Raw genomic sequence first — 18,245 nt, 5'->3', positions numbered from 1 at the left:
CCGCACCGTTCCCGGCGGCCGCAGGCGCCACACGTGGTCGGTCGCCTGCGGAGGCGCTCAGCCCACGCCGAGGGCGTACTCGGGTGATGGCAGCACCGTCACGACGTAGATGCCGGCCGCACCCGCGCCGCCGTTGCCGCCCGCAGAGCCGCCGCCATTGCCCCCGGCACCCCCGCCACCGAACCCGGTGGTCAACGTCCCACCGCCGGCGGGGGAACCACCAGCACCACCGTTGACGGTGACCGTGCCGGCGACCGCAGGCGACTGCACCGCGAAGAGATGCACGATGCCGCCGCCTCCGCCTCCGCCCCCACCCGCGAGGTTGTTGGCGACCGACGAGACGCCGTCGGCGCCAGCACCGCCGTCGGCGGTCACGGTGCCGCTGACCGACAGCGTGCCCTTCGCGAAGATCCGGATCACCCCGCCGGCGCCGCCGCCCGCGCCGGGGACGATCCCGGTGGAGGAGGATGCCGCGGCGTTCTCGCCGTTCGCCCGCACCACGCCGCTCGCGCCCACGGTCACGCTTCCGCCCGCCGCGATCGTCAGCGAACCCCCACCGGCGCCGCGGGGATCGGAGGATCCGCCGTCGGGCGAACCCGTGCCGCGGGCACCAGAGCCGCCGCCGAGCAGCGTGTGGCCGACCTGCGCGGCCTGGCCGGGCGAGTCCATCCCGAGCCCACCGAAGCCGGCGGTCGCCGCGGCGAGGCCGACACCAGGGTTGGCCGGACCGCCGGGCTGGGTCAACGCACCGGGAAGCACCCGGACCATGCCGTTGATCGTGATGTTGCCGGTGGCGCGCAGGACGGTGCCACTCGGCACCTTCAGCGTGGCGCCGGTCTGAACGGTGATCGACGTGAACTGCGGGTTGAGGAGTCCGGCCGACGCACCCAGGTCGAGCGTCATGCCGGCGGCGACGGTGAGCGAACCCGAGCTGCCGTCGCCGTACCCGGCCAGAACACCGGCCGGGCCTTGCGGTCCCGCCGCCCCCTGAGCTCCCGCAGGGCCCGTGGGCCCGGCGGGTCCCGTGGGTCCCGTAGGCCCGGCGGGACCCTGAGCGCCGGTGGCGCCGGTGGCGCCGGTGGCGCCGGTGGCGCCGACCGCGCCGGGGATGCCCTGAGGGCCGTCGGCTCCGGGGCGGGCGATCTGGATCCAGCGACCCGGGTCGGTGCCGGGCTCGACGCCGGTGCTGTCACCGGTCGCGACGTACGCACCGCCGTCATAGGTGACGACGTCGGACGGCGGGCCCGCGAGGTACTCGGCGGCCTGGTCCCAGACCGTGATCGCGGACCAGGGGTTCGTGCCCGCTGCACCGGTAGCACCGGTAGCACCGGTAGCACCGGTCGCACCCGCAGCGCCGGTCGCACCCGCGGCGCCGGTCGCGCCCGTGGCACCGGTCGCACCCGCGGCGCCCGTGTCTCCGGTCGCACCCATGGCTCCGGTCGCACCCGTAGCGCCGGTCGCACCCGTGGCGCCGCGCGGTCCCTTGGTGTTCCACGTCAGCGGACGCTCCGCGGCCCGGCAACCACCGGCCTTCTGGGTGACCAGCCGCAGCGAGCCGTCCTTCGGCAGGTAGCAGGCGTTGATGGTCCGCTCGCTCCCGACGCGCGAGAGCGGCGCGGAGGCGGTGGCGGTGACGGCGATGCCGGCCACCGCGACGGCGGCGACCGCCGCGCTCGAGAGACGTCGGCCGGTCAACGGGTGCTGCACGTGGGCTCCTGGATCCTCGGGTGATGGACCCGTGGTCGAAGTCGAGCCCGGCCCATCCTCGTCGGATCGGACGAACTTCGTCCCGAGATCGACGAAACTCAGGCGGACGTGCTCAGATGCTGGACGAACGCCGGGTTGGTCAGCGACCAGGGGCCGCGCGCGGCACGCACCAGCGCCATCGCCTGCTCCGGGGTGCGTCCCATCCGCACCAGTGCATTGGCGACCACCAGGCCGGACCGGTTCAGGCCACCCGAGCAGCGCACGAGCACGCGACGCCCACTCTCGACCGCCTCGGCCACCCGGACCGCGAGCTCGTCCACCCGAGCGGCTGCGCCGTCGTCGAGCACAGCGTCGGCGAGCCGCACGACAATGTGCTCGACTCCCGGGTCCGGGCCGTATCCCTCACGGGTGGCGAGGCTGACCACGAGATCGAACTCGGCTCCGACCACGCACGCGGATCGGCTCTGCGACCGGACGTCGTGGCCGCCCTGCCACAGTCGCGGGACCACCTCGTTCCACGGGTCGTCGCACAACGGCATCGACGTGGCGCGGCCGGTGCCCCGGCAGGCCGCGCAGTCGGGCATCACGCCCGGATCGGCATAGCACGCGTGGCAGAGCACCGCCGCACGATAGTCGATGCCGATACCCCGGGTTTCTGCCATCCTGCGAGAGGACGCCGCTGCGTCCCGTCCCGAGGAGGCACCCATGATCAAGCCGCTCATCGCCGCCGCCGCGCTGGCCCTCCTGCTCGCCGGGTGCGGCGACGACAGCGGAGGCGGGTCCGACGCGGAGGAGCCCGCCGCCACCGGTGAGGGCGTGTGCGCGACGACCGACGCGACGGGCGACCTGCTCGCCGAGATCTGCGAGAAGGGCGTGATCACGGTGTCGACCGACGCGGCCTACCCGCCGCAGTCCGAGCTGGACCCGAAGACCAACGAGTACGTCGGCTTCGACATCGACGTCGCCACCGAGATCGCGAACCGCCTCGGCGTCGACATCGCCTGGGAGACGCCGTCCTGGGACGTCATCACCGCCGGCAGCTGGAACGGCCGCTGGGACATGAGCGTCGGCTCGATGACCCCGACCAACGACCGGCAGGAGGTCCTCGACTTCACCCAGCCCTACTACTACACGCCGGCCGTGGTCGCGGTGAACGCCGACAACGACAGCGTCGCCGACCTGAGCGCCGATCTCGACGGCACGACGATCGGCGTCTGCGCCGGCTGCACCTACGAGCAGTTCCTCGACAAGAGCCTGGCGATCGAGGGCTTCACGTTCGACTTCGTCATCGACGACGCGGAGATCGTCGGCTACGACACCGACACCACAGCGATGCAGGACCTCGCCGTCGGCGACGGCGACCGCCTGGATGCGGCGATCACCTCGATCACCGTGGCGCAGGGCTTCGAGAAGGCCGGCAACCCGACCAAGATCGTCGGAGACCCGATCTTCTACGAGCCGCTGGCCGTGGCCATCGACAAGTCCTCCGAGCTCGACCCGGCCAGCCTGGTCGAGGCGGTCGACGCGATCGTCGGCGAGATGCACGACGACGGCACGCTGACCGGGTTCTCGGAGGAGTGGTACGACGGGATCGACCTGACGGTCCAGCAGTGACCTCCCCTGACTCCGGCGGAGCGGAGTCGCCGCTGGAGCGGCTCGCCCTGGCCAGCGCGGGCGTCCCGTTCCGCCTGAAGGTGGCCGCCGTCTGGGCCGTGATCTTCGTCGTGCTCGGGTGGTTCTTCCTGGCGGCGGGCTTCGACCGGGAGTGGATCCGCGACAACCTCGAGTACATCGCCGGCGGGTTGAAGTTCACGCTGATCATGGCGGTCGGGGGCATCGTGATCGCGATCGTGCTGGCGACGTTCGGCGCGCTCTCCCGGCTGTCACGCAACCCGGTCGCCTACGGCGTCTCCGGGTTCTACGTCTCGTTCTTCCGGGGCACCCCGCTGATCGTCCAGATGTTCCTGCTCTACCTGGCGCTGCCGCCGGTCGGCCGCAACATCACCGACAAGTACGGCTGGGTTCCCGAGGGCTTCGAGGCCGCGCTGATCATGGACGCCGCGGTCGCCGGGACCATCGCGCTCGGTCTCAACTACGGCGCCTACATGACCGAGATCTTCCGGGCCGGCATCCAAGCGGTCGCGGTCGGGCAGTCCGAGGCCGCGGACGCCCTCGGCATGACACACAGCCAGAAGATGCGGAAGGTGATCCTGCCGCAGGCCTTCCGGGTGATCATCCCGCCGACCGGCAACGAGTTCATCGCGATGATGAAGGACACCGCACTCATCTCGTTCCTCGGCGTGACCCTCGCCAACGCCGAGATCTTCCGGCGCGCGCAGCTCGTCGGCAAGGCGGACTTCAAGAACCTCGAGGCGTACATCGCCTGCGCACTGCTCTACTGGGTGCTCACCGCGATCTTCTCGTTCTTCCAGCGCCGGTTGGAGGACCGGGTCGCCCGCGGGTACGTGCGGACGCCGGTGAAGACCCTTCCGATCCAGCCCCACGGCGGCGGCGGGGGCCTCGCATGAGCGGGCCGATCGTCCGCATCGACGGGCTGCACAAGAGCTTCGGCCACCTCGAGGTCGTGCGTGGCGTCGACCTCGAGGTCCAGAAGGGCGAGGTCGTGGTGATCTTCGGCCGCTCGGGTTCCGGCAAGTCCACGCTGCTGCGCTGCGTGAACATGATCGAGGACCCGACCGAGGGGACGATCGAGGTGTCCGGCGTACGTCTCGGGGGCGGGCACCGCACCCGACGCAAGCGCAGGCAGATCCGCCAGCTCCGGTTGAGGACCGGCATGGTGTTCCAGCAGTTCAACCTGTTCCCGAACATGACCGCGCTCGACAACGTCATGTGCGGCCCGATGTGCGCCGGCGGAGGCAAGGAGGCGGTCGTGAAGCAGCGAGCCCTCGACCTGCTGGACCGGGTCGGGCTGGCCGACAAGGCCGGCGAGCACCCGATCCGGCTCTCCGGCGGCCAGCAGCAGCGGGTCGCGATCGCCCGCGCGCTGGCGATGGAGCCGGACGTGATGCTGTTCGACGAGCCGACCTCGTCGCTGGACCCCGAGCTGACCGGCGAGGTGCTCGCGGTGATGACCTCGCTGGCGACGGACCTGCACATGACGATGATGGTGGTGACCCACGAGATGGGATTCGCCCGCGAGGTCGCCGACCGGATGTGCTTCTTCCACGAGGGACGCATCCTCGAGGAGGGCCCGCCGGAGCAGATCGTCTCCGCGCCGACCCGCCCGGAGACCAAGACCTTTCTCGACGCAGTGCTCTGAGAGGATCGAACCGATGATCAGGACGACGCCGTTCCACGCACGGCTCAACGAGCTCAACGACCAGCACCTGTTCACGCACTGGCAGGGAACGCTGTCGCCGCTGCGCTACACCCATGCGCCGAAGCACGAGTACTTCGCGGTCCGCAACAGCGTCGGCGTCTTCGACACCTCTCCTCTCTACAAGTACGCCGTCACCGGGCCCGACGCCGAGAAGCTGTTGTCCGGGGCGCTGGTGCGCGACATCAGGACGTGTCGTCCGGGCCAGGCGCACTACACCGCGTGGTGCGACGACCGCGGCTACGTCATGCACGACGGCGTGGTGTTCCGGCACGCGTCGGACGAGTTCCTGCTCACGGCCGGCCGCCCGGCGCTGTCGTGGTTCCAGGAGCTCGGGACCGGACTCCGCGTCGAGCTCGAGGACGTCACCGAGAACTACGGCATGCTCGCGGTCCAGGGACCACGCTCACGCGCGGTGCTCGCGGAGCTGATGCCCGGGGCCGAGACGCTCGGCTACTTCGACCACACCCCCGCCAAGGTCGCGGGCACCCCCGTCGTCCTCTCACGCACCGGCTACACGGGCGACCTCGGCTTCGAGATCACCGTCGCCTCCGACGACGCGGTCGCCGTCCTCGACGCGGTGCTCGAGGCGGGGAAGCCGCACAGCATCAGGCCGTTCGGCGAGGAGGCCCTGATGACGCTGCGCATCGAGGCCGGCCTCCCGCTGGTCGACATCGAGTGGCACGACGCCCGGCTCACGCTCAGCGATGCCGACTGCGTGACCCCCAAGGAGCTCGGCCTCGGGTGGATGCTCCGCGGCGTGCGCGACGGCTCCCGGCGGTTCGTCGGCTCAGAGGCGATCCGTCGCGAGCTCGTCGAGGGCACGTCACGCTGGGCGACCACCGGCATCGTCGTCGACGCCGGCGACTGGGACCGGCTCTACCGCGCGGCCGACCTGTTCCCGCCGAAGTCCGAGCACCCGCTGCCGTACGAGTCGATGATCCTGGACGACGACCGCGCCGAGGTCGGCTACTGCACCAGCTTCGTCTACTCCCCCGTGCTCCAGCGCCACATCGGCATCGCGCGGGTCCGCCCGGACCTCGCCGCGGCCGGCACCGAGCTGCGGCTCGAGCTCGCCGTCAACCACCACAACACCACGGTGCGGATCGCCACGACTCCGATGCCGTTCTTCGAGCCCGACAGGAAGAAGTCATGAGCAACGAGTACGACGCGATCGTCGTCGGCGGCGGCCACAACGGACTCACGCACGCGGCGTACCTCGCGAAGGCGGGCCTGCGCACGCTGGTGCTGGAGAAGAACGACCTCGTCGGTGGAGCCGCGATCACCGAGGAGCTGATGCCGGGCTTCAGCTTCACGACGTTCTCGTACGCGCTGAGCCTGCTGCGGCCCGAGATCATCCACGAGCTCGACCTCGTGAAGCACGGCTTCCTGCCGCTGATGATGCCGTCGTCGTTCCACCCCACGGGCGACGGCGACTACCTGCTGTTCGGCGACGACCACACGCAGAACCTCCAGGAGGTACGCCGGCACTCGCCGCGCGACGCCGACGCGTACGAGCGCTACCACCGCGACCTCGACCGCGTCTGCCAGGCGATCCGGCCGCTGTTCGACAACCCGCCGCCGAACCTGTGGGGCACGGACCCCGAGGACGCGGTCGACGTGAAGTGGCTGATGGACCACCTCGGTGGCATCGATCGCAAGACCATGCACGACACCGTGCGGCTGCTCACCGGCAGCGCCAAGGACTGGCTCGACGACTACTTCGAGCACGAGGCGATCAAGGGCTACCACGCGTCCTCGTCGATCATCGGCTCCAAGGTCGGGCCGATGTCGCCCGGCTCCGGCCTGGTGCTGCTGTTCCACAAGATGGGCGAGCACGACGGCCACCTCGGCTCGTGGGCGTTCCACAAGGGCGGCAACGGCGGCTTCACGCAGGTGCTGGCCCGGGCCGCGCAGGCCTACGGCGCGGAGATCCGGCTCGCGGCTCCGGTGACCTCGGTCATCACCCAGGACGGCCGCGCGGTCGGGGTCGCCCTCGAGGACGGCACCGAGTTCCGTGCCCCCGTGGTCGTCTCCGCGCTCGACCCCCGGCGTACTTTCCTGGAGCTGGTCGAGCCGCGCGAGCTGCCGCTCGACCTGGTCGACAACATCCGCCGGATGAAGTTCCGCGGCGTCTCGGCGAAGGTGAACTTCGCCCTCGACGGGCTGCCGGTGTTCCCGGCGCTGCCGGACACGGTCGACCACTACGGCGGCTTCCTCAACATCGGCCCGACGATCGAGTACGTCGAGAAGGCGTTCGACGCCGCGAAGTACGGCTGGTACTCCGAGCGGCCGTTCATCGACGCCGCGATCCAGTCCGTCGTCGACCCCGACATGGCACCCCCGGGCAAGCACGTCATGTCGTGCTTCGTGCAGTACGCGCCGTACGAGCTGCGTGGCAGCGACTGGGAGACCGAGCGGGACAACTTCGGCGACAAGGCGCAGGCCGTGCTCGAGTCGCACTTCCCCGGCTTCGGCGACCTGGTGCTGCACCGCGAGGTCGTCACGCCGGTCGACATCGAGTCGCGCACCGGGTTGACCGAGGGCAACATCTTCGCCGGCGAGTTCCTCGCCCCGCAGATGTACTTCTTCCGCCCCGCGCCGGGATACAGCCAGTACGCCACCCCGATCGACGGCTACTACCAGTGCGGCTCGGGCACGCACCCGGGCGGCTGCGTGATCGGCTCCCCCGGCAAGCTCGCCAGCCAGCGGGTGCTGCGCGACCTCAAGCGCTGAAGCGTTCCTGCGTGTCGACAGCCGTCAGGGAGCTTCCAGGCCGCCCGCCGTGAAGACCGCGAGCTGCTCGACCCAGTCGCTGTCGAGGCCTGACGGGCCCACCGCTCCGCCGTACCCGTAGAGGTCGGCGCGGGCGAGGGCGTGCAGCATGCCGAACATCGCGATCCCGTAGCGCCGACCGATCTTCTGGCTCCTCCGCCCGGTCGCGCGGCGGACGCACGTGGCGAACAGCGCGGTGATGCCCGGCTCGATGTCCTGCGCCTCGTAGAAGGCGGCGTCCCGGGTCACGCCCAGCCAGTCGACGACCTTCATCCAGTTGAGGCCGGCCACCGGGTCGTCGTCGATGACGTGCACGAGCGGCAGCAGCACCGCGTCGATGACGTCGCGCACCGACGTCTTCTGCTTGGAGTCCGCCAGCGCGACGAGGTTCGCCCGCATCTCGTCGCTGACGGCGCGTCCGCGCCGGTCGACGACCGCGGTGACCAGGTCGTCCTTGCTCGCGAAGTGGTAGAACACGGCAGCCGGAGCGACCCCGGCGTCGCGGGCGACCGCCCGCACGGAGACCGCGTCCACGCCGCCCTCCCCGAACATCCGCTCGGCGGTGTCCACGAGCACGCTCGGGACGTCGAGGTCGAGGCGTCGTCCGGGCCGCCGCGCCTGAGGAGTCGTCACCGCCGGGCCCTTCGGGCGATCATTCCGCCGCCGGGGCCTTCGCCTCGACGCTCTCGACGTCGCCGAGGTACGCCGCCTCCAGCAGCTCGGTCTGCTTCGCCAGCTCGGTCGCGGGCCGGTCGAGCACCACCGCCCCGTGGACGAGCACCATCGCGCGGTCGGCCACCTCGAGAGCGAGCTGCACGTGCTGCTCGACGAGCACCACGACCGCGCCGGTCTCGTCCGCGATCTTGCGGACCATCGGCATCAGCTCCTCGACGATGACCGGCGCCAGGCCCATGCTCATCTCGTCGATGAGCAGCACCCGCGGCTCCTGCATGAGCGCCCGGGCGACCGCGAGCATCTGCTGCTCACCGCCGGACAGGTCGCCGGCGTTGATCTTGCGCCGCTTGGCCAGCGCCGGGAACCGGTCGAAGGCCTGGTCGACCGTCGTCGCGTGCTTGCCGCGAGCGGCCTTGAGGTTCTCCTCGACCGTCAGCCCCGTGAAGAGGGCCCGGTCGTCGGGCACGAGCACCAGCCCGCGCCGCGCCGCGATCCCAGGACGGCCGTTCTTCAGCGCCTGCCCGTCGATCGACACCGTGCCGGCCTGCGCGGGCAGCAGCCCGGCCAGGGTGGTGAGGAGCGTGGTCTTCCCCGACCCGTTCGGCCCGAGGACGGCGATGACCGATCCCGCAGCGGCCTCGAGGTCGAACTGGTGGACGACGTTGACCTTGCCGTAGCCGGCCCTGACGCCGTCACAGACGAAGACGGGGTTGCCCGGGGTGGCCTTCGCCGCGAGCGGCTCTGCGATGGTCACGACACGACCTCCTGATCGGCGTGGGTGGAGCCGAGGTAGGCCTCGGCGACCGTCCGGTCGGCTCGGATCTGCGCGGGCACGCCGTGGGCGATGACCTTGCCGAAGTTGAGCACGTAGATGTCGTCGCACAGGTTGAGGACCAGGTGCATGTCGTGGTCGATCAGCAGGATGGTCACGCCGCTGTCCCGCAGGGTGCGCAGCCGCTGCCCGAGCCACTGGCTCTCCCGGCTGTCGAGACCTCCCGCGGGCTCGTCGAGCAGCAGCACCCGCGGGTTGCCGATCAGCGCGCGGCCGATCGAGACCAGCTGGCGCCGGCCCTGCGAGAGCTCGGCGACCGGGACCTCGGCGACGTCGCTCAGACCGAGCAGCTCGAGGGTCTCCTCGAGCGTCTTCGGGTCACGACCCTGGGCTGCGGCGGCACCGACGACGATGTTCTCGCTGACCGACAGGTCCTCGTAGAGCTCGGTGTGCTGGAACGTGCGGCCCATCGCCGCGCGCACCCGCTGGTGCGGCTTGAGCGAGGACAGGTCCCGGCCGTGCAGCTCGATGGTCCCGGTCGAGCGCGTGAAGCCGCTCATCGCGTCGAGCAGGGTCGTCTTGCCCGCGCCGTTGGGACCGATGAGCCCGACGATCGTGCCCTCGCGGACGTCGAGGTCCACGCCGTCCACGGCGACGACGCCGCCGTACCGCACCGCCACGCCGCGCGTCTGGAGGACGACGTCCCCACCGGGCACCGGCTCCTGGGGCTCGAGGTGGCCCTCGAGCGCCTGGACGGCGACGGCCTGCAGGTCGGCGAGCTTGGCGCGACGCCGTGCGTCGAGCCAGTTGTGGAACGGACCGACGATGCCCTCCGGCTGGGTCATCAGGATCGTCACCAGACCGATGCCCGAGAGGATCGGGTAGAGGTCTCCGCCGAGGCCGAGACCCTCGTTGATCCCGATCGCCAGCAGGCCGCCCGCACCGACGACGCCGGACAGCACACCGCCGGACACGCTGGTGATACCGGCGAGGTAGGTGGTGGCGAAGACCGTCAGGCCGAGGAACACGGAGAACGTGATGAAGGTGATGTTCGCCTGGAAGTAGCTGAGCATCGAGCCACCGAGGCCGGCGGTGAAGGCACCCATGGCGAACGCGATGATCTTGACCCGGACGACCGGGATGCCGGCGCCGGCCGCGGCCTTCTCGTTGGCCCGGACCGCCAGCATCTGCGAGCCGAGGCGCGAGGTGCGCAGCTTCGCGACACCGACCGCCACGATGACCAGGACCGCGAGGCAGAGGAACGCGAACTCCTTGCGGGGGTACTCGAAGCCCACCCGCGCGCTCAGGTCGATGCCGAGAATGGTCGGACCGTCGATGTCCTGGCCGGACACGTTCACGAAGTCGAGGTTGTGGAACCAGAACGCCTCGATGGCGACGGCGGTGGCGAGGGTGACGACCGCGACGGGAAGGCCGCGGATGCGCAGCGCCGGGAGGCCGACGACGACCCCGATCGCCGCTGCGATCAGGGCGGCGAGGACCGGCGCGATCGGGAATGGGACCCCGCCGTCGATGAGCCGGCCCATGGCGAACCCGGCGACACCGGCGAGGGTGAGCTGGGCGAGGGAGATCTGGCCGGCGTACCCGGTCACGATCACCAGCGACAGGCCGATGACGGAGAAGATGAAGCCGCTGATGAGCGCGATCAACCAGTCGCCCGAGAGCGTCAGCACCCCGACGGCACCCAGGGCCGTCCCGACCACGGTCGGCAGGAGGATGGACCTCGGCCGCGGTGCGCGGCCGAGTGCCGGGCGGACGACGACGCCACGGCTGGGCAGCGGCTTCGCGCGGACGACCAGCACGATCAGGATCAGCAGCAGGACGAGCATCTCGTCGCGGCCCGAGGAGGGCAGCCAGTCGTGCTGCCCCTTCAGGTAGGTCAGCTCGCTCTGGACCATGCCGATCGCGAGGCCGGCGATCACCGCCGGGAGCAGGCGTTGGAAGTTCCCGATGACCGCGGCCGCGAGCGCGGGCACGATCAGCAGGGTGAAGAGGTTCGGGGTGAGCGGCACGATCGGGGCGATCAGGATGCCGGCGACCGCGGCGACCGCGCCGCTGATCATCCAGTTCACGGCTGCGATCCGGTCCGGCTGGATGCCGCTGACGTAGGCGCCCTTCTCGCTCTCGGCGGCCGCCCGGGTGAGCAGGCCGAACCGGGTGAACTTGAACGACGCTGCGAGCGCGATCGTGATCGCGAGGATCACGATCGCGAACCACACGCGGTCGCTGGTGACGTTCGCGCCGGCGATCTTCCAGGGCTCGACCGGCAGGATCGGCTCCGTGGTGATGCCGATGTCGCCGAGCCGGACGGTGTAGAGGCCCGAGAGCAGCAGCATCACGCCGATGGAGGCCACGGCCTTGCCGACCGGAGGTACGTCGCGCAGGGGCCGGAAGACCGCCAGGTACAGCACCAGGCCGAACAGCGAGGTGATGACCACCGAGATCGCGGCGGCACCCCAGAAGGTCAGCTCGGAGCCGAGGTCCACGGTCTTGGGCAGACCCGGGATCGGGATGAGCAGCTCACCCCGGCGGAGGAACGCGTAGGTGTAGGCGCCGAGCGCCGCGAGCCCGCCGGTGGCGAAGTTGATGACGCCGCTGCTGCGGTACGTGACGACCAGGGTCAGTGCCAGCGCGGCGTAGATGGCCCCGTTCGCCAGGCCGAAGAGCAGGAAGACGAGATGCTGATCCATGAATACCTCGAGTAGTCAGGCCTGGCCGGTGGACGTTCTGCGTGCGGGGTCGACCGGGGAACCGGTGGGGTCAGCTGCTGCCGACCCCACCGGTGTGGGGGTCGTCAGCCGGCGTCGGCGGCCGTGAGGACTTCCTCGGAGGTCGCGTTGCCCTCGGCGTCGAGGTTGGAGCGCAGCGTCGTCGCCACGCAGACACCCGGAAGCACCGCGATCACGTCGGCGCCGCACTGGAAGGTCATGCCACCGCCGAGCGGGAGCGGGACCGGCCGGTCCATGTTCTGCAGGGCGTCCATGACGGACGCGGCGTCGGCACCGGCGTCAGGCGTCAGCGCCAGCGCGTGGTAGAGCGCGAGCTCGACCTGGAAGGCAGCGGTCGTGAAGATGTCGTCGGTCGGCGCACCGTCGGCGAACGTCTCGATCACGGTGTTGTAGAGCTTCCGGTCGTCGTCGCTCTCGTCCAGCGTCGTGCTGCCGAGCACGATGACGCCCTCGAGGCCTCCGGGGATGGACGCGATCTGGTCCTCCGGGAAGCCGCTCACCTGGGTGATCAGCGGGCCGTCGAAGCCGAGCTGCTTCGCGGTCTTGATGCCCGTCGTGACGAACTCGGTCTCGCCGAAGAAGACCAGCTGACCGGCGCCGTCGTTGATCGCCTGCTGGATGGCGGCCGTGGGGTCTGCCACCTGCAGCGGGATCGGCACGATCTCGAGCTCCAGGCCGGCCGACTCGTACTGCGGCTCGGCGAGCTCCTTGACCGGACCGGTCGTCGACGGCAGGTCCGGCATCACGAAGGCAGCGCTCTCGACGCCCTCGTCCTTGGCGACCGCGATCGTCGCGCTGCCCAGGCCGAGCGGGTTGAAGAGCACGAACGACTCGTCGCTGCCCAGGACGTCGATGTCCGCCGTCAGCTGGGTGATGAACGGGATGCCGGAGTCCTCGAGCGGCTTGTACACGCTGAGGGACACGCCGATGTTCGGCGCCAGCACCGCGGCCACGTCCTCCTGGCCGAACTGGACGCCGCACGCCGTACCACCGGCAGGGGTGTTCTTGGTCGCGCACTCGACGAGCTCGATCGGGTGTCCGTTGAGCCCACCGAGGTACTCGTTGATGTACTCGGTGGTCGCGCGGTAGCCGGTCAGGCGGGCGTCGTCGGCCTCCTCGGCAGCGACGCCGATGCGCACCGGGTCTCCGGTGGCCGGGTTCTTCTCGCCGAGGTCGGTCGTCTCCTTGGTCTCGCCGGACCCGTCACCGCCGCCATCGCTGTCGCTGCTCGCGCAGCTGGCCAGGGCCAGCGTCGCGACGCTGACCAGCGCGATGGCAGCCATCCGACCGCGTCGGTTCGCAACTTGCTTCATTTCTCTCCTGGTGAGCTCGGGCCGCCGAAGCGGAGTGGTACCAGTCCAGATCTGGAGAGCCGAGACCTGTGAGAGAAATAGCCGTCCGTCCACCCCCGCGCGGAAGTGCCGGACCCCCTCCCAATTCGGCCCAGGGTGACCTCCGTCACCGCGAAACGGATCTAAACAGGTGTCCAGACGAGAGTCAAGGGACCCACGCGATCGTTACGGAACCCCGATAGACCGGGCCATGCCTGCGAGCGCGACACTCCAAATTGTTACCCGCGAGTGCTGGACCTCCGATCAGACAGACGTCTACCCTCCTCCGCGGGAGGGGCGGCCTTGTCTGCCTACACGCAGGCAGGACGAGCGACCTCCGACGCGCGCCCCGGGTGCCCCGGCGAGCGCGAATCGGCGAAAGGGAAACATGACCACCACGCAGAGCCGGAGCGCCGACGGTGCGCCCAGCAAGACCGAACACAAGAAGCGCGGCGGCTGGCTGGGATTCGTCCTGGTAGGCCTGGCCGCCTTCCTCGTCGTTGCGGGCCTTCTGTTCCAGTTCTGGGCGCCCGACCAGCTGAAGCGGGCTCCGATCGACACCGACGAGGTCACCGAGCTCGAGGGCGTGGCCCTGCTGCCGGCCAACTTCGCCGAGCCGACCAACCTGGAGCAGGCCGACATCCGGGTCTACCAGGGCACCAAGTCCGACACCGACAAGTCCGACGACGACGTCGCGGTCTATGACGAGTACACCTGCCTCCTGCGCGACGAGGGCGAGCTCGAGGGCTGCGTCGACGCCGAGGACCCGGAGGGCCGGCTGGTCACCGCCGACCTCGACCGCTACGCGACCGACCGCCGTACCGGCGAGGCCGTCAACGACGTCGAGTACATCGGCGAGGACGCCATCCCCCACACCGGCCTGATCAACAAGTGGCCGTTCGACGTGGAGAAGAAGTCGTACGAGATGTGGGACGGCGTGGTCGGCGACTCCGTCGAGGCGAAGTTCGTCGAGGAGACCACGCTCAAGGGCCTGGACGTCTACGTGTTCGAGACCGACGTGACGGCCGAGGACGTGAACATCCTCTCCGACGTCCCCGGCACCTACATCAACCAGGCCACCTGGTACGTCGACCCGGTCACCGGCTCGATCGTCGGCAAGAAGGAGCACCAGGAGCGCTTCCTCAACGGTGAGGACCTCGTGCTGAACCTGGACTTCGAGTTCACCGACGCGGAGTACACCCAGAAGGTCGACGACGCCAAGTCGAACATCAAGCTGCTCAACCTCGTCACGAGCACGCTGCCGATCGTCTTCTACATCGCCGGTGCGCTGTGCCTGGTCGCCGGCGGGCTGCTGATCCGGCGCCGCCGCACGGCCTGACGCCGTACGACGAACGACCGAGGCCCCGGCACGCATCGCGTGCCGGGGCCTCGTCCATTTTCCGAGGAGTCGACATGAGCAGCCACCACGCACCGATCCGGGTCGCCCAGTGGGCGACCGGTGCCGTCGGCCGTGAGGCGATCGCCGGGATCCTGGACGCGCCCGGCCTCGAGCTCGTCGCCGTGAAGGTCCACTCCCCCGGCAAGGCGGGCGCCGATGCCGGCAACGGGGCCAGCACGACGCTCTCGGTCGACGAGCTGCTCGCCGCCCGTCCCGACGTCGTGGTCTACACGCCGCGGACGCCGTCGGTCGACGAGGTCTGCCACCTGCTCGCGGCCGGGGTGGACGTGGTGACGACGGCGTTCTGCTTCCACCCGGCGCGGATGGCCGAGCCGGACCGGAGCCGCCTGCTCGAGGCCGCTCGCGCCGGCGGCTCGACCCTGCACGGCTCGGGCCTCAACCCGGGCAACTTCAGCGCCGCCGTACCCCTGGCACTGTCCGGGCTGGTCCACCGCCTGCGCAAGGTGTCACTGACCGAGCGCGCCGACTGGGCGGTCTACGAGAGCACCAGCATCACCTTCGACGCGATGCGGTTCGGGTGGCCGCCGGAGGACGTGTCGGAGTCGGCCAGCGACCTGCTGGCCTTCAACGCCGACCTCTTCCGCCAGCAGGTGTGGCTGCTCGGGGACGCGCTCGGTGCCGACCTCGACGAGGTCGCGACCGAGCACGAGGTCGTGGTGACCGAGGAGCGGATCCCGGTCTTCGACCGGGTCATCGAGCCCGGCACCGTCAACGCGCAGCGCTGGCGCTGGACCGGGCGCTCGGCCGGCGTGGACCTGGTCGAGATCGACTGCAGGTGGACGGTCGGCCCGACCACGGCCGACTGGCCGGCCGCCCAGCACGGCTGGACGCTCCAGCTCGAGGGCGACCCGTCGGTCTCCGCACACCTGATGACGCTGGCCAGCTTCTCCGAGCCGCGCAGCATGGCCGACCACGTGCGTGCCGCGAGCGTGGCGACCGCGATGCAGGTCGTCAACGCGATCCCGCACGTGCATGCGGCACCGCCCGGGTTCGCCAGCAGCGCCGACCTCCCGGTCCCGCGCAGCCTCCGGGGCTTCCGCGCCTGAGGCGGCTCAGGTGTTGCCGCGCGCGATCAGCGCGACGGACGCCTCGAGCTCGCGGCCGAGGTCGGCGTACTCGATGACGCCGACGCCTGCCTCGATGAGGGCGCCGGAGAAGGTGAAGACGAGGGTGCGGAGCAGCGCAGGCTCGGCGCGGTCGCCGAGGGCCTCGCTGAACAGCGAGTACCAGTGCTGGCCGACCGACCTGCGGACCCGCTCGACGTCCGGGTCGGAGGCGAGCAGGCTCTTCGTCGCGGCCGCGGACAGCATCGGACCGCCGGCGATCGTGTCCGCCAGGTGGCGCACGGTCTGCTGGAGACGCTCGGCAGGATCGCCCGACAGCGCCGGTCGCCCCGCATCGGCGAGGTGTCGCCAGTAGAGCGTCGCGAACAGGTGGTCCTTCGACGAGAAGTAGGTGTAGGCCGTCGCGGCAGAGACCCCGGCGCCCGTGGCGACCAGCCGGATGGAGATGTCGTCGTACGCCGCCTCGTCGAGCAGCGCCCGCGCGGACGCGAACAGCTTCTCGACGGTCTCGACCTGGCGCACGTTGAGGCCGCGCTGGGGCAGTACGGACGGGTGGCTGGACACCAGTTCAGCCTACCCGTCAGCGCTCGGCGTCGGTCTCGACGCCGTGCTGGACCGCCCACACGACGGCCTGGGACCGGGTGTGCACGCCGATCTTGCGGTACGCCGTCCGGATGTAGCTCTTCACGGTGTTCACGCTGAGGAACTCCTCGGCGGCGATCTCGTCGTTGCTCCGCCCCTGGGCGATCAGCGAGAGCACGCGGGCCTCGCGGACGCTGAGCCCCACGTCCGCGCCGAGCCGGTGCGAGCGCTGCTCCGACGTGCTGGAGCCGACGACGGGGTCCGGGCCCGGGTCGCCGGCCTGCCACCCCGTCATGGCCGAGTCGATGCCGGCCATCAGCTCCTCCTCGCCGGCCCCGAGCGGGATGAACCCGTCGACGCCGCGCGAGAGGGCGCGACCGAGGAGGTCGGGTCGGAGGTCACGGGCGACGGCGAGGACGACGCTGGCGGTGGCCTTCACCAGCTCGTCCAGGTCCACGCCGTCACCGTCGGCGAGAGCCGCGACGTCGTAGAGGACGACGTCGGGCTCGAGATCATCGAATGAGGTTGGCAGGTCGATCACCTCGACCCGGTCGTGGTGGCGACTCAGCATCGCCGAGAATCCCTCGACCACCACCGGGTGCGGGCTCAGCACCGCCACCTTGGCGATACCAGCAGGCATGGCTGGATTGTGGGCAGATGGACGCGTCCTTAAACTCACCCCTTCGGGTGAGCGGCGGCCTCGCGGTGGGCGCGTTGCCCCGGGCGGGTGGTACGCCGCTCCGCAGGCGAGATCGGCGTTTTCACCACGGCGGCCGCGCACCACCGGCACACTGTCCGCCGAGGTATCTCGGGCCGACCAAGGAGCAACCATGGACTCGACCCGGACCCGCCGCCGCGCGGTCGCCGTACTCGCCGGTGCTGCCCTGCTCTCGCTGGCCGCGTGCCGCGGCTCCGACGAGGCTGCGGACGACTATCCCGACCACGACATCTCGCTCGTGGTGCCGTTCCCGGCAGGCGGCCCCACGGACACGCTGGCCCACCTTCTCGCCGAACCCATGGGCGAGGAGCTCGGCCAGGACGTCGTGGTCACGAACGTCGAGGGCACCGGCGGCACCGTCGCCGCCGCCGCGGTGGCCGAGGACGAGGCCGACGGCTACACGGTGATGATCCACAACCTCGGCATGGCCACGGCCCCGTCGCTCTACCCCGACCTCGCCTACGACCCGGTGGCGGACTTCGACACCATCGGGCTGGTCGCCGACGTCCCGATGACGATCGTGGCCCGCAGCGACTTCCCGGCCGAGACGCTCGACGAGCTGGTCGCCTACGTCACCGAGAACGCCGACACGGTGACCATCGCGAACGCCGGCGTCGGCGGCGCGTCCCACCTGTGCGGCCTGATGCTCGAGCAGGCGATCGGGGTGCAGCTCGAGGAGGCGTCGTACGACGGCACCGGGCCGGCGCTGACCGACCTGGTCGACGGGAAGGTCGACTTCATGTGCGACCAGACCACCAACACCGCTGACCAGATCCGGTCCGGCGAGATCAAGGCGTACGCCGTCACCACGCCCGAGCGGATCGACGCGCTCCCCGACCTCCCGACCACGGCCGAGGAGGGGCTGCCCGACGTCGAGGTGACCGTGTGGCACGGACTCTGGGTGCCGGCCGGCACGCCCGACGAGATCGTCGAGGAGCTGACCGACGCGCTGGAGACGGCCCTGCAGGACCCGGAGGTCGTCGACCGGCTGGCCGACCTGGGCACCGCACCGGTGCCGGCCGACCAGGTGACCCCCGCAGCGCAGCAGACGAAGCTCGAGGACCAGATCGACCTGTGGGGTCAGGTCATCGAGGACGCCGGCGTCACCGCGTCCTGA

16 protein-coding genes are annotated in these 18,245 nt (G+C 70.7%); 8 read left to right on the top strand and 8 right to left on the bottom strand.

The genetic code is table 11. The features are described from left to right. Nucleotides 1–57 precede the first annotated feature (57 nt). Both MJ604_RS09735 and MJ604_RS09730 read right to left on the bottom strand, forming a co-directional pair. Nucleotides 58–1,707 (bottom strand): hypothetical protein, encoded by a 1,650-nt coding sequence (locus MJ604_RS09735; protein ID WP_243058261.1) that lies wholly within the window; start codon nucleotides 1,705–1,707, stop codon nucleotides 58–60. A 98-nt stretch (nucleotides 1,708–1,805) separates the two neighbouring features. After that, nucleotides 1,806–2,429 carry a hypothetical protein gene (locus MJ604_RS09730; RefSeq protein ID WP_243058143.1) on the bottom strand — a complete coding sequence of 208 codons (624 nt, stop codon included), beginning with the start codon at nucleotides 2,427–2,429 and terminating at the stop codon, nucleotides 1,806–1,808. Between MJ604_RS09730 and MJ604_RS09725 the strand changes: the two genes are divergently transcribed. From MJ604_RS09725 to MJ604_RS09705, 5 genes are read left to right on the top strand one after another with little or no spacing between them, the layout of a single operon-like run. Then, nucleotides 2,413–3,321, top strand: a complete 909-nt coding sequence (locus MJ604_RS09725) for a transporter substrate-binding domain-containing protein (RefSeq protein WP_243058142.1) — start codon at nucleotides 2,413–2,415, stop codon at nucleotides 3,319–3,321. The genes MJ604_RS09730 and MJ604_RS09725 overlap by 17 nt on opposite strands. Beyond that, nucleotides 3,318–4,235 carry an amino acid ABC transporter permease gene (locus MJ604_RS09720; protein WP_243058141.1) on the top strand — a complete coding sequence of 306 codons (918 nt, stop codon included), beginning with the start codon at nucleotides 3,318–3,320 and terminating at the stop codon, nucleotides 4,233–4,235. The genes MJ604_RS09725 and MJ604_RS09720 overlap by 4 nt, the downstream gene beginning before the upstream one ends. Before the next feature lie 8 nt (nucleotides 4,236–4,243). Next, complete coding sequence (locus tag MJ604_RS09715; protein ID WP_308194127.1) at nucleotides 4,244–4,987, top strand: amino acid ABC transporter ATP-binding protein; 744 nt, start codon at nucleotides 4,244–4,246, stop codon at nucleotides 4,985–4,987. 13 nt (nucleotides 4,988–5,000) lie between these two features. Continuing rightward, nucleotides 5,001–6,200, top strand: coding sequence for an aminomethyltransferase family protein (locus MJ604_RS09710; protein WP_243058139.1), 1,200 nt, complete (start codon nucleotides 5,001–5,003; stop codon nucleotides 6,198–6,200). After that, entirely contained in the window at nucleotides 6,197–7,780 is a 1,584-nt protein-coding gene (locus MJ604_RS09705; protein ID WP_243058138.1) for an NAD(P)/FAD-dependent oxidoreductase, read from the top strand. Before MJ604_RS09710 ends, MJ604_RS09705 begins: the two co-directional genes overlap by 4 nt. Nucleotides 7,781–7,804: 24 nt before the next feature. Here MJ604_RS09705 and MJ604_RS09700 read toward each other — a convergent pair whose 3' ends face one another. From MJ604_RS09700 to MJ604_RS09685, 4 genes are all read right to left on the bottom strand, one after another. Further along, complete coding sequence (locus MJ604_RS09700; RefSeq protein WP_243058137.1) at nucleotides 7,805–8,452, bottom strand: TetR/AcrR family transcriptional regulator; 648 nt, start codon at nucleotides 8,450–8,452, stop codon at nucleotides 7,805–7,807. A gap of 19 nt (nucleotides 8,453–8,471) precedes the next feature. After that, the gene (locus tag MJ604_RS09695) at nucleotides 8,472–9,248 is read right to left on the bottom strand and encodes an ABC transporter ATP-binding protein (protein ID WP_243058136.1); all 777 of its coding nucleotides are present in this window, start codon (nucleotides 9,246–9,248) and stop codon (nucleotides 8,472–8,474) included. Then, a complete protein-coding gene (locus MJ604_RS09690; protein WP_243058135.1) occupies nucleotides 9,245–11,974 on the bottom strand; it encodes a branched-chain amino acid ABC transporter permease/ATP-binding protein in 2,730 nt (909 codons plus the stop codon). The genes MJ604_RS09695 and MJ604_RS09690 overlap by 4 nt, the downstream gene beginning before the upstream one ends. A 104-nt stretch (nucleotides 11,975–12,078) precedes the next feature. Next, nucleotides 12,079–13,296: an ABC transporter substrate-binding protein gene (locus MJ604_RS09685; RefSeq protein WP_243058134.1), complete on the bottom strand. Its 1,218-nt coding sequence runs from the start codon at nucleotides 13,294–13,296 to the stop codon at nucleotides 12,079–12,081. A 436-nt stretch (nucleotides 13,297–13,732) separates the two neighbouring features. Here MJ604_RS09685 and MJ604_RS09680 point away from each other — a divergent pair, with 436 nt between their 5' ends. Together MJ604_RS09680 and MJ604_RS09675 are read left to right on the top strand one after the other, a co-directional pair. Then, the gene (locus MJ604_RS09680; protein ID WP_243058133.1) at nucleotides 13,733–14,683 is read left to right on the top strand and encodes a DUF3068 domain-containing protein; all 951 of its coding nucleotides are present in this window, start codon (nucleotides 13,733–13,735) and stop codon (nucleotides 14,681–14,683) included. A gap of 74 nt (nucleotides 14,684–14,757) precedes the next feature. After that, nucleotides 14,758–15,810, top strand: coding sequence for a hypothetical protein (locus MJ604_RS09675; RefSeq protein WP_243058132.1), 1,053 nt, complete (start codon nucleotides 14,758–14,760; stop codon nucleotides 15,808–15,810). A 6-nt stretch (nucleotides 15,811–15,816) separates the two neighbouring features. On the opposite strand, the gene MJ604_RS09670 is transcribed toward MJ604_RS09675, so the two are convergent. Both MJ604_RS09670 and MJ604_RS09665 read right to left on the bottom strand, forming a co-directional pair. Then, complete coding sequence (locus tag MJ604_RS09670; protein ID WP_243058131.1) at nucleotides 15,817–16,392, bottom strand: TetR/AcrR family transcriptional regulator; 576 nt, start codon at nucleotides 16,390–16,392, stop codon at nucleotides 15,817–15,819. Nucleotides 16,393–16,408: 16 nt separating this feature from the next. Continuing rightward, nucleotides 16,409–17,050 carry a response regulator transcription factor gene (locus tag MJ604_RS09665; RefSeq protein ID WP_243058130.1) on the bottom strand — a complete coding sequence of 214 codons (642 nt, stop codon included), beginning with the start codon at nucleotides 17,048–17,050 and terminating at the stop codon, nucleotides 16,409–16,411. Between the two features lie 190 nt (nucleotides 17,051–17,240). On the opposite strand from MJ604_RS09665, the gene MJ604_RS09660 reads away from it, so the two are divergent. After that, nucleotides 17,241–18,245, top strand: coding sequence for a tripartite tricarboxylate transporter substrate-binding protein (locus MJ604_RS09660; protein WP_243058129.1), 1,005 nt, complete (start codon nucleotides 17,241–17,243; stop codon nucleotides 18,243–18,245).

Origin of the sequence: Nocardioides sp. SR21, from assembly GCF_022761125.1 — a bacterium.
GTDB lineage: Bacteria > Actinomycetota > Actinomycetes > Propionibacteriales > Nocardioidaceae > Nocardioides.
This window is presented reverse-complemented; position numbering and strand designations above follow the sequence as displayed.